Here is a 13,613-nt window from a genome sequence, read left to right as displayed (position 1 = left end):
CCCCCCTCTCAGGGCCTGTGGTGGTCGCCTGACCTGGCCGCCAGCGCCTCGCTTATCGTCTTGGCCTGATGGCAGGCCTTGCAGATCGCTTCGAGGTTGTCAGCGGCATCTGTGCCGCCCTGAGCCTTACCCACGATGTGATCGACTTCGGTGGCTGGCGTGATGCGATTCATGCGCTCGCATGGCTGACAGAGGTAGCGATCGCGCTTGAGAATCGCGTTTCGCAATCGCCGCCATGGCCGACCGCCTCGTCCTTGCCCGCCTCGCTTGCTCTGCCCCCAATTGATGGCGCGATCGGCATGCGCCTCGCAGTACCCGTGAGACGCAGTCGTCTTGCCACTACACATGGGTGCCTTGCAGGGTCGCGGCGGCTTGATAGGCACAGACCATTTCCTCTACTACATTGAGAGTTGCGCATACACGAACATGCAGGAACATCAATCAAAGGAGCTGCCCATGATGATCGAGATGTATTTCTATCAATGCTCTGATGGTTGGGCAGTGCGTCGTGAGTACGAAGACATCCCTCACAAGACGTTCAAGAATGAAGACGAAGCCCGCGAGTACGCTAAGACTCTCAGTCACATCAAAGGCTACAAGCTCTTCGTCATCCGCGACGGGAGGGACGAGCGAGATCGTGTGCTCTGACTAAATCACTCATTCCCCACGTCTTCTGGTCCATCGGCCAGGCGCTCGAGGATCGAGGCCGTCGCCGTGCGGTCATCATTGAAGCGCCGGCGCTGTGACTCATAATCGGCCAGCAGGCTGAGCAGATCGCGGTTGGATGTCACTGGCCGGTCAGGGGCAGGCAGTGGATTGAGCAAGTAGCTCGGCACCTCAGGTGTGCACTGCCACTCAGTGGGCATCACGACTGGCTTGCTCTCGAAGGCGCTGCAGCCACTCAGCAGCAGCGTCAGGCACAGGCCAGTCAGCCCAATCCCCAGTCGGCGCATCGTCTCTCTCCATCTGGCGTGCAGCTGCCCGGGTAGCCACATTTGATCGACCATTAAGGGCACGACGCATTTCACGAGCTTTTAGTAAAATTATCCTTGTGCTTGCTAAAAAACATTTTATTCAGGATAAATAAGATGTATAAGCAAACGTCATTCGCTTAGTTTCACGCAAAAATTCTCTTGCTAGACCTCAGCATTATGACTGCCAAGCAAACGTGAATATCCAAAAGTAGCCCTCAAGGATTGAGACATGTCGTATACCATCATGGTGATTGCTAGACATGGCACCTGGCTAGTAAAAAGCCATGAGAGGAAGTTCAATACGAGGCTATTTACTACCCAAAAAAGTGCTATAGATTTTGCTAGAGAGCTAGCGAAAGACATCAGAGCAGAGTTAGTCATTCAGGCTAAGGTTGGCAAAATTGGGCATTAGATGGATAGTCAAACAGGATGCCTAGCACTTCAGGCGTGCACTGCCACTCAGTGGGCATCACCATTGGCTTGCTCTCGAAGGCGCTGCAGCCACTCAGCAGCAGCGTCAGGCACAGGCCGGTCAGCCCAATCCCCAGTCGGCGCATCATCTCTCTCCATCCGGCGTGCAGCTGCCCGGGCGGCCATGATTGAACGGTCATCTTGGGCGCGACTGGCTTCGCGCGCCTCCAATGCGACGGACAATCGCTTCATCTGATTGCCGTAGTGCAGCGCCATCATCTCGAGACCGCGGTTGACCGCCTTCTCAGTGGATAGCTCAGCCTTGAGATCATTGGCATGCTGCTCGGCCTTGGTCGCCTCATAGGTCTTCATCGCACCCCAGCCCAGCACCACCGCCATCAGGATGACCTCGACCTTCACACCTGAGACCAGCTTGCGGCCCAATGCCCATGCGGTCGTGATCAGTGGAGCCATCGTCCCAGCACCTTATCGAAGATGGCGTCAGACTTGGCACGCAGCCACTCGACACCGAGGAAAGCGATCGCAGCCCCGATGGCCACGGCCATGTCCTGATCCAAACCGCCCCAGTCCAGCAGCGGCTTGAGCGCCAGTGTCAGGCCGCCCACCAGGGTCGCCTCGAGCACTGACTTGTAGAAGCGGCCGCCGGAGTGCAGACCGCGCAGCAGCGCGATCACGAAGGACAGCCCTGCTGCATAAAGGTTGGCTTGATACGGCTGCAGCCACTCCAACAGCATCTGCCATGTCGATGGATCGCGGTGTGGCATATCGGCGGGCTCGTGGTCGTCATCATGCATATGGCCTCCTGAGTCGGTAGGCCCTGCGTAGTTCGTCGTTATCGTTATGCGATGTGGCCCCCAGCACGCACGTACACGCCCAGCAGCTCATCGGTATCAAGCTCACGCTGCCCGTACCCTGCCCCGGGCAAGCTCGCCCAGATGCGCCGGCAAGCGTGTATGGCCTCAGCGATGCGCCCGTCATACACCAGCCCCAATGCCCGACACTGACGGATTAGCTGTTTTGCAGCCTCATCCTGCGAGGCCGGCGAGAAGTCCGGCAGGTGGAAGCGGTTGGCCAGGTCATCCCAGGTACGCACGAGGAACTGATAACGGCCGGCAGCGGTCGAGTGAATACCGAGGTTCGGGAGCCACATCGACTGCCGAGGGTGATCATCGAAATCATAGAAGGTCTTGCCACCCACCAGCACGTCATAGCCCTCGATTGAGCTGAAACGCGGCGTGCCCTCGGCATAAGCGATGGTGTCGAGGAAGGCGGCAAGGTTGCTAGCATCGTCAGCCGTAGGATCAATAGACGTGTCAAAGCCCACCAACTCGATTTCATCGAACCAGTGAAGAGGAAGAGAAGCTGCCATGATAATCACCACGAATAAATTAAAAAATCCTGCACTGGGCAGGATTTTTTAATTTATTCAGGAATAGGCTTGACGTGATTCTTGGAACTGCAATATGTCTTGATCAATCCTAAACTCAGTATAAGCAGATTTAGCAAGCGTATGGTTCAAGCCAAGTCTATTATATTCGAAAACCACTTGCTGAAATGTCAAACTTTCTCTAGACATCGTTTCGTATATTGCACCACCTAGTAAGGATAGCTCTCCAGCTCGACCTCGCTCAATAAGTTCCTTGGTCAATTTTGTCATTTCAAGACACCTCGATCACAGTTTGTAAGCGAAATGTAACTCGCGACACTTTCGGTTACAAACCCGAGAATCAACGATCTCCTTACGCTTGCCTCATCTCAAAAACTCAATACCGATCATACGAGTAGCTGGGTCTGATCTTCCTAGAGAAGCGCCCATGAGCCAGTGCTTCCTTGGCCAGCCTCGCGTCCAAGCCCACATACCAAAACTCCTCAACCACCTGTTCCAGCCCCATCCCTATGTCGTCACAGAGTATGCACATAGCTTTTCCTAGCGCGCTAAAATCACCCTTCTGGGCCTCATTTATTACCGTAGGGTTGATCGTATCGTCTTGCACAGCACTGCCCTCCATTAATCAATGCCGAAAGTATAGAGCATGTTAACGTCAAGCCAGCAAACGATAATAAAACGAAAAAGTTGTGCGATATTGAGACAAAAGCTAACCACGAGCGCTATTATCTTGTTGCCCCCGCGTACCTTGAAATACACGAGGGGAGATTAGCTTCTCAAGTAACATCTGCACTCTCTGGCTTTTTTCAAGCAACTAAGAAAATGGTCTTCATTACATGCGCGCAGTGCAATTTCTCGCGTCAATCCCATATGCTCATAACGTTGCACTAACTCATCAAGGGTAAGCTGATGGATAGAGGCCTCACGATTCAATAAAGATCCTAAAGCTGCTAATTCACCTGCCCTGGCTTTCTCGATAAGCGTCGGATCTAGCTCATTCATAAACACACCAAATTTTTTGGGATGAGCTAGAACATAGACTGAATCACATGATGAAAGGAAACATTAGAATAAACGGTGATCCAGAGACGCAAGAATCACACAATAACTGAATCGTACTCTCTCGCGGCCACTTTTTCAACATATGGTAGTCAGGCAGCCATTTCGGCCTGATAAAGCACCATATGCAGTAGAGAATCACGACCACGCGCCGCTGCTTTCCGAAGCGAAGTAGATGACTTGAACGGCGTCACCTTCACCGCCCCGGGCACCCAGCCCAACCGTGCCAGTATCGCTACCTGAGCCGCCACGGCCTGCGATTGGGTCATCATGCGCGGCGACTGGCAATGCTGCACCGGCGGAATGGCATAGGCCGCCAGCAGTACCGCCATGCGCTGTCGATCGCTCAATCGTGACAGCAACGCCGCCGCCATCGTCCGCCACTGGCTTTCCTGCTGATAACGCTCTGCCGCCTTGCCGACGTGATCCACCAGCCCTGTGCATTCGCCACGCCCTTCTCCCATGCCACCCACCGATGACACCTGATGCCACCCGGCATTCTGATGGCGCAACCCGGTGCGATACTCGATCTCTTCCTCGAGCAGCTCATCCAGAGCATGTGCCAACGCCTGCTGACGCCTCACGCCCTCCGGCAGCTTATCGATCAGGCGAAAAGTCTCCGCCAGCCCCATATCCTCGATCCGGTGCATGTCCTGCCCTCCTGCTCCAGGTTACTACATGAGCACTATGCCATTGCCTTACGCCACTCACTGCCATGCGGCATCACCTCCGGCTCACCGGCCACCACCGTCTCGGGCCAGCTCGCGTAGGCCACCAGCACCGCCTTGGCCTCATCCACGCCCCTGGCCAGTACCGCCAGATAGCCATTGCCCTCCATCTTCTCCAGCCACTCACGCTGAGACTTCGCCAGGGCGGCATCGTGAGGGGGCGCAGCTTTGAACTCGATGTAGAGCCCGTGATGCCCACCGCGGGCTGTGGCCACCACCAGGTCACTCACTCCAGCCCGCACGCCTTGCATCTTGAGGTCTGCCGCTGTCTTCTTGTTGCGCTTCCCGCCATTGGGGACGTGGTAGACCACACCGCCCAGCAACTGCCCTACCTGCATGCCGTTCTGCTGCTGAGCGTACAGCCAGCGAATCAGCACCTTCTGCTCCAACCCTTCACGATCGATGCGTGGCGCCGACTTGCGGGCTTTACCGGCGGTACGGTTTGGCGACTTGCGGGCCTCCACCTTGGCGGAAGGATGTGTTGCCCAGCTCATTCAGGTCTCCTTTGCGCCGACTGCCAACGTCGGAAGTTGGCGATGATTCGTGGCAGCATCTGGCCAGATCGCTTGCCCTTGTCCATATCGGCAAAAGTCGTGACGCCGCATGCCTTGCAAAGGAAATCCACACCATCCTCATATTGATGAGTCCCATCCGGAATGGTGTTCTCATCAAGTTTGTAGCGGTAGCGCTTGGCATGATCGAGAAATAGCAGAAAGTCCTCCGTAGCCAGCAACATTTCCGCCATCTGAGCGTACTTGCCGCCTGAATACCCCATCACCCTGTTCCTCTTATCCGAGCACCCTTGGCGTTGTAGTGTGGCCTACCCAGAACAATGCAGCGTTTGCACGTACCCAGGCACGCCGCCAGCTGATCAACGGCTACACGCCTTCCGCAGGCAAAGCAGCGACGCAGGGCTGAACGATTCGGCCGCCTGAAGCTGCCTGCGGGGCGATAGCTCACTGCAGAGCCTCCAGCATGTCAGACTGGGACTTGCCTCGAGCAAGATGCAGCAAGCGATACTCATGGGCCGCACTCCCCCCACGGCGGCGACTCTCCACTCTTACCCCATGATGGCGACGCAGATCTCGCAGGCGGGCGCTGATAGCTGCCTCACTATCCAACCGATCGAAGCGCTTGCGAATCTCGGCAGCCAGCTCATGCAGCATCAGCCATGAGCGCGATTCGCTAAGCGCCAGATAAGTTCGCCCCAGCTGACTTGCGGGGTTATCCAACGCCGCACGGCGTGGCCGTGGGGTTCTGCCAATGTTGGCACCGGTAGTGGTTGTGAGTGCTTGATGTTCATGGTTATCCATGCGCTAACCCTCCCCGCATCATCTTCAGTGCCTGGGCAGGTGTAATGCCTGCCAGTTCATCCGCTGCCTTACGGGCCTTCTCCTCCCCCACCATGGCGGCACGTTCTGCCGGTGACAGCTGGCCGTCATGTCCAATCGCCGCTTGCGGCTTGAGGTCATCACCCCGGGCGTATCGCTCCACCACCTGCTGGTAGTACACCCGGAAAGCGCGCTCGTGCTTGTCCATGCGCTGATAACTGGCAGACGCCATGCCGTGAAGGTCCATGTGCTCGCCCGCGGCGGCGATGGCCTCATGCGGGTACGGCTTGCCGGTGAAGGCGTGGTCCTGCAATGCCTGCCAGGCGGTATCGAAGTCCGGCAGGCCCAGACCCTCAGGTGTCATCTGGCATAGCTCGGCGAACTGCATGGCGCTGTCAGGCGGGAAGGCGTTACCACGCTGTTGGAGTGACTTGGCCGTGCGGGCTTTCTCGGCCTGCAAGCCACAGCGCAGGTGCTGGGCGCTCAGGTGGCTCAGGGCCGCCAGCCACTCGCCTTCCACGTCACAGCTCACCCACTGGCCATTCTCTTCAGTTCCCCAGCCCATCTCACGGCAGCGGCGGTGCCAATGGGCGCCATGCAACTGGGCCAAGCGATCGAACAGCGCATCCACCGCCTTCTGACTCACCCGTGGCAGGTCATCACAACCACTCGCCATCGATGACGTCGTCGGACGGCGGCTGGCCTTCGGCTTGTTCACGGCGGCGCTCAATGAGTGCACGCCCTTCAGCGGCTGAGAGTTTCGAGTTACGGATTGGACCAGTTGAGCGACGGCTTCCATGGGTGCCTCCAGCGTTGCGAGCATTGTGGTTCGATGAAGTGTTGGCGTTCTGGCTCATGCGGGCCTGACGGGCCGCTTCTCGCTTGCGGTTCTCACTCACCCAGCCCGCGAACTTGGCGCACCAGGCATGATGCGAATGCCTCCGTCCGGGCTGATCCGCGAAGTGCGCGGTGAAGTCCGCCAGCTCGCCCTGATCCCATGTCAGCGATGGATCACCCCGGCGCAGGGTCTCCGCCTGCCAGTGGGTATCGTCCGGTCGCCAGTCCAGCGTCATCGGCACCTGACGGGCACCGGCAGTCACTTGCGACTGGCCGTTGTCTGCCTGCTGGGCGGCATTGGCGAAGATGAGATGCTCGGCTTGGCCAGGTGCGGTGGCAGGCTCGACAGGCGCCTCTTCCTCATCGCTACCGGCCATCAGCGCCTCGAGCTCTTCCGGTGACGGCTCATCGGCGGCTTGCGGTTGCTGCTGGTCATCGCCCATGGCAAGGCGGTAGAAGTTCGAGGTCTGGCGTCCAGAGGGTGTCTTGCGGGCCACAACCGTCATGACCCCTTGCTCGACCAGCGCCTCAATCGCGCGCTGCACCGTGCGCATCGAACAGGCCATCTCATCCGCCAGGCGACGAACGGACGGCCAGCACACGCCCTGCTCGTTCGCGTAATCGGCCATCAACAACAGCAACAGACGCGGGCCCGCCTTGATCGACTCAGGCATCTCGGGCATCACCTCACGCGCCCAACTCATCGCATGCAGGCTCATGCCTCACCTCCCGCCAACTTCAAGTGACGTGCCGCACGCGCCCGGTGCCACTTCTTGCCGCCCAGCTCATCGCCCTTGTCACCTCGGCGGGCAGCGAGAATGGCATTGCACTTGTGCCAAGTGGCATAGGCTTCGTGGTACTCACGGGCCCGCACCGGCTGCTCATGGCGGATATCTTCTCGCTGAGCGACATGACGACTCGCGCGAGCCATCTCGGCTTCAATACGTGCCGTGCTCATGCTTGCCGTTATCGTCATGCCGTTACCTCGTCACCCTTGGCAGCCATCCCCAGCGACAAGCGCTCATAGCGTCCTGCCTCGCTCATGTGATGGTCGATCGACAGGGATCGGCGGGCATCTTCCTTGGCCGTCTCCCCCTGCCCCTTGCCACACTCCAGCAGGGCCACCACAGCCAGGTGGTGCTGCATGCTCATGCGCAAATCGATCACGCCACCCACCCGCTCACGCTTCTCGATGGCCACCGCCAGTCGATAGGTCTCGGCCTTGAGGGACTCACAGCTCCAACCGCGATAGCTGGTCAACATCTGCCTGGCTTCACTCGTCTTGATCGTCATGCCATACTTCCTTGGCGTTTTGAGATGCTTCCCCCGTACTGGTTTGGACGCCTTCGGGGGATTTTCGTATCTGGTGCCCGGTTATCGGCTCACCACCTTCAGCGGCTTACGCATCGCCTGCAGCTGGCCCATCAGGGTGCTCATCTGCTGCTCGATGGCCTTGTGCTGCGCTTCAAGCTGCGCCGCCTCTTCCTCGTCAACCTCGCCATCCGCAATCGCCGCCTGAATCAACGCCGCCATCGCGCCCTGCCCCTGCTGGGCATTCAGCACAGATGCGAACACGTCCCCACGGCTCACTTCGCCCTTCTCAAAGCGCGGTACCGCCACCATGCTCAGATGATCGAGGAACGGAGCGATAAGACGCATCTGATGCTCACGATCCACGTTCCAGAAGATCCCCACGAAGTCGATCAAGCGCATCGGCATCGGGTCATCTTCTGCCAGGCGGCGATATAGCGACTTCACCGACATACCGATATCACTTGCCAGCGTCTTCGGATGGCAATCGAAGGCCACGTCATGCACCGCATCCAGATAGGTATCCATGTCACGTTCGGGGCCTGTATGGCTGTCCATGATGAATCTCTCCGTGTTCGTTCCGTTTAAGCCGATATGGGCGGCGGGCTATGCTGTGGATGTCAGGCGGTGTTTGCAGGCAGGAAAATATCTGGCCTTAGATCGTTCGCACTCACAGCACCATGAGTTGCCGATACAACGCTCCTCACCTGATGAACTGGAACCCTCCCAGCAGCAATCCATTGGTGAACGGCCTGTTGAGAAACATTGCAAGACCGTGCCAAGGCGCTTTGGCTGCCTACGACCTTGATCGCTTTCTCAAGGGCCTTGCTTGATTTCATTCGGCTGCCTCCAAGAATTTCTTGTAACCGAGAATAAGTACGTGACCGCCAAATTACAAGCAATTCTTGTTTTACCACCCACAAGCTCGCCTTGTAGGCTTGCGACGGGGCTCCATGAGCCAACCGCATGCCCTCAAGCAGGTAGTCAGATGGAATTTAAGGATCGACTCAAAAAGGCGAGAGAGCGCCGAGGCCTGAATCAAACTCAGCTCGGCGAGACGCTTGGTGTCTCAGCTCAAACCGTTCAGCAATGGGAATCGGGAAAGACGATGCCCAGGCACAAACGGATTGAAGCGCTAGCCAGCAAGCTGGGCGTGAGGCCTCAATGGCTGCTGCTGGGGCAAGGCGAAATGCAAGAAGCTCAAGGCAATGAGCTGGTCTTCCATGAAACAGAAATCGTGGATGGCGATGCTCCGCTTGCTGAGGATGAAGTGGAAGTCCCCTATTTTCGGGAAGTCGAGATGGCGGCAGGCGATGGCCGTACACAGGTGATCGAGAACCACGGGGCCTACATGCGGTTTAGCCTGCCGCGTCTGGCTCGTGCGGGGGTAGATCCCAAGCATGCCGCCTGCGCTACCGTCTCTGGGGATTCCATGGAGCCATCCATCTTTGACGGCTCCCCCATCGGCATCGACAAGAGCTGCCGCCATATCATCGATGGGAAGATTTACGCGCTGGATCACGGCGGCATGTTGCGCGTGAAGCGCCTCTACCGATTGCCACTGGGTCGCATGCGCGTGGTTAGCGATAACCACATCGAGTATCCGGAGGAGATCTACAACTTGGGTGATCCGGATGCCCCGAAGATCATCGGCCGGGTCTTCTGGTGGGAAACCTTTGCCTGAGAAATCCACGCGCGCACGATAACCAGAGAGAGTGGTTCTAATAGGTAGGTTCTAGGTACGACGCTGGTGTCGCTCTCCCCCTGACACTGGTGTCACCCTCCCCTTCCAACCAAGCAGTGCTAGCCTTATCAGACCTCATCACTACACATGACTCGCAAGGAGGCGAACTCATGGGCACAACCATCATCGTACTGCTGATCGTTCAGCTGTACTTCCTGCCTTGGTTTGCAGTAATTCACGCCGCGTATTACAAGGGGGTGCATGTGCCTGCAGCAGCTGCGGTCGGCATCATCGGCACCCCGATGCTGGGGTTTCTGTATGTCATCGCCATGCCGGCAGACCCGGTGAAGCTCAAACGCCGCCGCCTACGCAGCGCCAAGGCCACTGACAAGGAATGCCCGCACTGCCTCTCACTGATCCCCAAGCAGGCCAGCATCTGTCATCACTGTGGCCGCAATAGCGCGCTAACCACTAGCAAGCCAATAGACGGGGCGAAATCCACCACCCCACCCCCTCCCCAGCCACAAACGCGGGTGCCAGCCCCCATGCCTGCCGGTAGCTTCGATTACGCGGAACACGGTGGCACGGACACCCAAGCAGCCGAGGCGTACAAACGTCGCATCGAGAACGTAGACCGCTAAGCCTTTCGCAGGCCATCTGACCCGCCCATCGTGGCGGGTTTTTTATTGCCTAAAACCAGCACTCTACAAGCGGAAGGAAAATAATCGAAAGCTACGCTTGTAGAAACAAGAAAAACTTGTAGACTGATTCACATCGACACAACACACCGCCATCGTCACTGAGTGGATTGGAGCAGCCCATGACCGACACAGCCCGCAAGCATCGCTCAGCCATCACCCTTGCCGTCATCGTCGGCGGCCTGGTCACGCTCGCCAGCCTCACCCAGCAGACTGATGGTCCGCGCCAGCTGTCCGCCAGCGAAGCCGAATACTGCGAGATGACCGCCATGTGGCAGGAAGACGCCAAGGCCGGTTTCGCTGAATCACAACGCCGCGGCTGGCCGGACTTCCATGGCAATGCCGCCAGCCTCTGCTCCCCTCAGATTACGCATGGTCAGCAGCTTGCCAGTCGCTGATCGGACCTCGCCCCACGGCCAGCAGGTGGTGCCAGTGGGATTGCGAGCATAACCACCCGCAGGTAAGGCGCCGGTTCCTCCCTTGCGCTAGCGGCCTTACCCCCGACACCTGGGCAAGTGGTGTGACAGCTGGAGAGACAGCGCTTATCAGAGGGCACCGGCGCTACCGGTATCGCCTGATGAGCCCCGAACCGCCGGGCAATGCGGCTGCTCTTTAACAATCAGGCATGCCCAGCCAGCCCGTAGCGCTAGACACGCGAGAGGCCGCTGGGAGTACGCCGCCCAGGGCTGTCGAAATACTGGGAATGGTATGGGGCTTTGCCAATGGCAGAGCCCACCCGAGAGTGCAATGGCAAGCCTTCGCAAAGCGCGACCGCTTCCCGATGCCCTTTCCCTGCAGTGCCTGTGCTTCCCCGTCACGTCCCTGACGGGGCCTTTTGGCACCCCCCTTTTTCATCGTGTCTCTCGGCACACCTTGCCCACCTTAATCGGTGGGCCTTTTTGTGCTCACACGCCAGTCTCTACTGGGGGCTGACCTGTGCGCTCAACCACTCAAGGAGACCAGCATGGCCCGCGGCATCAACAAGGCGATCCTGATCGGCCATCTCGGCCAAGACCCAGAGGTGCGCTTCACACCCAGCGGCTCAGCCGTTGCCAACCTCAGCATCGCGACCACTAACAAGTGGCGGGACAAGCAGACCGGCAACGTCCAGGAGCGCACCGAATGGCATCGGGTGGTGCTGTTCAACAAGACCGCCGAGATCGCTCAGCAGTACCTCAAGAAAGGCGCTCAGGTGTACATCGAAGGGCGCTTGCAGACTCGCAAGTGGACGGACCAGCAAGGCATCGAACGGTACAGCACCGAGATCGTCGCCAATGACATGCAGATGCTCGGCGGTTCCGGTGGCGGTCAGCCTCCCCAGGTACAGCGTCCGCCAGCTCAGCAGGGCTATCAGCAGCCACCCCAGCAGCAAGGCGGCTACCAGCAACCGGCGCCCGCCAGCACACATCACGGTGTAGGCCAGCCACCTGCAGGCCAACAACAGCCGAACAACTTCGGGGCTCCGCCAGCCGGCTGCTTCGATGACTTTGATGACGAGATCCCGTTCTAGGGAATGACCATGATTCACCCGCTACTCATAGCCGCCACTTGCCTGGCGGCTTTCTTTTGCCTGCTCGCCGGTGGCTGGCTCGACACACTGCTCACCAAGGATGACTGACATGACCCGCGATCAACTGATGGAAAGCCTGCTGCACCTCCCCCACCCGTGGCCGCGACCCGAGACGGAATGCAGCCTCCCGACCGATAACGGCCACGGCGATCTCGAGGGTTGGATCAAGGGCCCGACCAACAACGAATGGCACTACGCATGGATCGGCGCCCATGAGCGCCGAATCGTCATTACCCGGGAACAATGGGAAGAGGTGCTGCTGGCCCGTGTGGAGCGTCTCGAGCAACAGGCCGGCGATGAAGCTGGCCTGAAGCAGCCGGATGCAGTCGATCCAAATGAATGGCATGGGGATGACGACCTGCCCCCAATAGGAGCGGCGGTGAGTTTCGATACACCTGATGGCGATATTGCCGTGGCCACCGTCATCGGCCACGCGCTAGTAGGCGCCAACATTGTGATCGAGTCCGCTGGACGCGGTGTCGAGGTGCGGCACTGTTCAGAGCTTAGCCCCGCCCGCTCCGATCGGGAGAAGGCAATAGAGAGCATGAAGCAGATTACCAAGGCCGCCGCTGACGCTCATAAGCGCGAGCTGCACGGGGCACTGTCGGAAGAGTACCTATTGGGAGCGCTCTACGACGCAGGCCATCGCAAGGTGAAGTCATGAACGTCATCGACCTCTTCGCCGGTGCCGGTGGATTCAGCACCGGCGCCAGCATGGCCGGCTGCAACGTGGCCTGGGCTGCAAACCACTGGCCGGATGCTGTCGAGTGGCACAGCCGCAACCATCCAGACGCAGCGCACATCTGCCAGGACTTGCATCAGGCGGATTGGAGTCAGGTGCCCGCGCATGACCTGATGCTGGCGTCACCCTGCTGCCAAGGCCACAGCAAGGCGCGGGGCAAGGCCAGCGGTAACCCTCTGCACGATGCCAGCCGCTCGACTGCCTGGGCAGTGGTATCGGCTGCCGAGTATCACCGCCCGCCAGCCATCCTCGTGGAAAACGTCCCCGAGTTCCTCGACTGGCAGCTCTACCGCCCTTGGGTGCTGGCCATGCAGGCACTGGGCTATGCCGTCAGCCCGCATATGGTAGACGCCGCTGACCTCGGCGCGCCGCAGAACCGCATCCGCATGTTCCTGGTACTCACCCAGTCCGTCCAGCCACTCAAGCTGAACCTGCCGACACTCGATCACCTGCCGGCCGCCAGCTTCATCGACTTCGAGGGAGGCCGCTGGCAGCCCATCGAGAAGCCCGGGCGAGCCGCCGCCACCCTGGAGCGAGTTCGCGCTGGCCGTGCCACCCACGGCGACCGCTTCCTGATCAGCTACTACGGGAACACCAAGACAGGGCGCTCGCTGGATCGCCCCATCGGCACCATCACCACCCGTGATCGATGGGCCATCATCGATGGCGACCGCATGCGCATGCTCAGCCGGTGGGAATGCCGGTCGGCCATGAGCTTCCCCGACACCTACCAGCTACCGGACAACCATCGCCTCGCCGTGCACCTGCTCGGCAACGCTGTCTGCCCTACGCCGGTCAGCCACATCATCAAGGCGCTGCAGCAAGCAGCGTGAGTGTGAGGAGTCTATGCGTCAGGTATC

The 13,613-nt window shown here is 59.0% G+C and carries 23 protein-coding genes; 8 read left to right on the top strand and 15 right to left on the bottom strand.

Features of this window, described 5'->3' with window-relative positions; all coding sequences use genetic code 11:
- Positions 1–8: 8 nt before the first annotated feature.
- A complete protein-coding gene (locus BFX80_RS18095; protein ID WP_240499680.1) occupies positions 9–173 on the bottom strand; it encodes an HNH endonuclease in 165 nt (54 codons plus the stop codon).
- A gap of 283 nt (positions 174–456) precedes the next feature.
- Between BFX80_RS18095 and BFX80_RS17950 the strand changes: the two genes are divergently transcribed.
- Complete coding sequence (locus BFX80_RS17950) at positions 457–648, top strand: DUF2188 domain-containing protein (RefSeq protein WP_084208178.1); 192 nt, start codon at positions 457–459, stop codon at positions 646–648.
- Positions 649–653: 5 nt separating this feature from the next.
- On the opposite strand, the gene BFX80_RS05695 is transcribed toward BFX80_RS17950, so the two are convergent.
- On the bottom strand, positions 654–953 hold the full coding sequence (locus tag BFX80_RS05695) for a hypothetical protein (protein WP_084208177.1): 300 nt from the start codon (positions 951–953) through the stop codon (positions 654–656).
- A gap of 250 nt (positions 954–1,203) precedes the next feature.
- Between BFX80_RS05695 and BFX80_RS05690 the strand changes: the two genes are divergently transcribed.
- A complete protein-coding gene (locus BFX80_RS05690; RefSeq protein WP_084208176.1) occupies positions 1,204–1,386 on the top strand; it encodes a DUF2188 domain-containing protein in 183 nt (60 codons plus the stop codon).
- A gap of 47 nt (positions 1,387–1,433) precedes the next feature.
- Here BFX80_RS05690 and BFX80_RS05685 read toward each other — a convergent pair whose 3' ends face one another.
- From BFX80_RS05685 to BFX80_RS18270, 13 genes are all read right to left on the bottom strand, one after another.
- Entirely contained in the window at positions 1,434–1,859 is a 426-nt protein-coding gene (locus BFX80_RS05685; RefSeq protein WP_084208175.1) for a hypothetical protein, read from the bottom strand.
- A complete protein-coding gene (locus tag BFX80_RS05680; RefSeq protein ID WP_054557045.1) occupies positions 1,847–2,200 on the bottom strand; it encodes a phage holin, lambda family in 354 nt (117 codons plus the stop codon). The genes BFX80_RS05685 and BFX80_RS05680 overlap by 13 nt, the downstream gene beginning before the upstream one ends.
- Before the next feature lie 44 nt (positions 2,201–2,244).
- On the bottom strand, positions 2,245–2,775 hold the full coding sequence (locus tag BFX80_RS05675) for a glycoside hydrolase family 24 protein (protein WP_084208174.1): 531 nt from the start codon (positions 2,773–2,775) through the stop codon (positions 2,245–2,247).
- A gap of 57 nt (positions 2,776–2,832) precedes the next feature.
- Positions 2,833–3,063 (bottom strand): hypothetical protein, encoded by a 231-nt coding sequence (locus BFX80_RS17755; protein WP_152965448.1) that lies wholly within the window; start codon positions 3,061–3,063, stop codon positions 2,833–2,835.
- 881 nt (positions 3,064–3,944) lie between these two features.
- Entirely contained in the window at positions 3,945–4,502 is a 558-nt protein-coding gene (locus BFX80_RS05665; RefSeq protein ID WP_084208172.1) for a hypothetical protein, read from the bottom strand.
- 35 nt (positions 4,503–4,537) lie between these two features.
- Entirely contained in the window at positions 4,538–5,074 is a 537-nt protein-coding gene (locus BFX80_RS05660; RefSeq protein WP_084208171.1) for a VRR-NUC domain-containing protein, read from the bottom strand.
- Positions 5,071–5,355, bottom strand: a complete 285-nt coding sequence (locus BFX80_RS05655; protein WP_084208170.1) for a hypothetical protein — start codon at positions 5,353–5,355, stop codon at positions 5,071–5,073. Before BFX80_RS05655 ends, BFX80_RS05660 begins: the two co-directional genes overlap by 4 nt.
- A gap of 530 nt (positions 5,356–5,885) precedes the next feature.
- Complete coding sequence (locus BFX80_RS05650; RefSeq protein WP_157109436.1) at positions 5,886–6,629, bottom strand: replication protein P; 744 nt, start codon at positions 6,627–6,629, stop codon at positions 5,886–5,888.
- Complete coding sequence (locus BFX80_RS05645; protein ID WP_084208168.1) at positions 6,571–7,467, bottom strand: DnaT-like ssDNA-binding domain-containing protein; 897 nt, start codon at positions 7,465–7,467, stop codon at positions 6,571–6,573. The genes BFX80_RS05650 and BFX80_RS05645 overlap by 59 nt, the downstream gene beginning before the upstream one ends.
- Entirely contained in the window at positions 7,464–7,706 is a 243-nt protein-coding gene (locus BFX80_RS05640) for a hypothetical protein (protein WP_054557038.1), read from the bottom strand. The genes BFX80_RS05645 and BFX80_RS05640 overlap by 4 nt, the downstream gene beginning before the upstream one ends.
- A 14-nt stretch (positions 7,707–7,720) precedes the next feature.
- Positions 7,721–8,041, bottom strand: a complete 321-nt coding sequence (locus BFX80_RS05635) for a hypothetical protein (protein ID WP_054557037.1) — start codon at positions 8,039–8,041, stop codon at positions 7,721–7,723.
- Between the two features lie 81 nt (positions 8,042–8,122).
- Complete coding sequence (locus tag BFX80_RS05630; protein WP_084208167.1) at positions 8,123–8,617, bottom strand: phage regulatory CII family protein; 495 nt, start codon at positions 8,615–8,617, stop codon at positions 8,123–8,125.
- A gap of 62 nt (positions 8,618–8,679) precedes the next feature.
- Positions 8,680–8,898 (bottom strand): transcriptional regulator, encoded by a 219-nt coding sequence (locus tag BFX80_RS18270; protein ID WP_167592980.1) that lies wholly within the window; start codon positions 8,896–8,898, stop codon positions 8,680–8,682.
- Between the two features lie 149 nt (positions 8,899–9,047).
- On the opposite strand from BFX80_RS18270, the gene BFX80_RS05620 reads away from it, so the two are divergent.
- From BFX80_RS05620 to BFX80_RS05595, 6 genes are all read left to right on the top strand, one after another.
- On the top strand, positions 9,048–9,743 hold the full coding sequence (locus BFX80_RS05620) for an XRE family transcriptional regulator (RefSeq protein WP_084208165.1): 696 nt from the start codon (positions 9,048–9,050) through the stop codon (positions 9,741–9,743).
- Positions 9,744–9,913: 170 nt separating this feature from the next.
- Positions 9,914–10,384 carry a hypothetical protein gene (locus BFX80_RS05615; protein ID WP_084208164.1) on the top strand — a complete coding sequence of 157 codons (471 nt, stop codon included), beginning with the start codon at positions 9,914–9,916 and terminating at the stop codon, positions 10,382–10,384.
- A 179-nt stretch (positions 10,385–10,563) separates the two neighbouring features.
- Positions 10,564–10,839, top strand: coding sequence for a hypothetical protein (locus tag BFX80_RS05610; RefSeq protein WP_084208163.1), 276 nt, complete (start codon positions 10,564–10,566; stop codon positions 10,837–10,839).
- A 566-nt stretch (positions 10,840–11,405) separates the two neighbouring features.
- Positions 11,406–11,951 (top strand): single-stranded DNA-binding protein, encoded by a 546-nt coding sequence (ssb, locus tag BFX80_RS05605; protein ID WP_084208162.1) that lies wholly within the window; start codon positions 11,406–11,408, stop codon positions 11,949–11,951.
- 109 nt (positions 11,952–12,060) lie between these two features.
- On the top strand, positions 12,061–12,675 hold the full coding sequence (locus BFX80_RS05600; protein WP_054554917.1) for a hypothetical protein: 615 nt from the start codon (positions 12,061–12,063) through the stop codon (positions 12,673–12,675).
- Complete coding sequence (locus BFX80_RS05595) at positions 12,672–13,586, top strand: DNA cytosine methyltransferase (protein ID WP_084208161.1); 915 nt, start codon at positions 12,672–12,674, stop codon at positions 13,584–13,586. The genes BFX80_RS05600 and BFX80_RS05595 overlap by 4 nt, the downstream gene beginning before the upstream one ends.
- Positions 13,587–13,613 lie beyond the last annotated feature (27 nt).

This window comes from Cobetia marina (assembly GCF_001720485.1).
GTDB lineage: Bacteria > Pseudomonadota > Gammaproteobacteria > Pseudomonadales > Halomonadaceae > Cobetia > Cobetia marina.
This window is presented reverse-complemented; position numbering and strand designations above follow the sequence as displayed.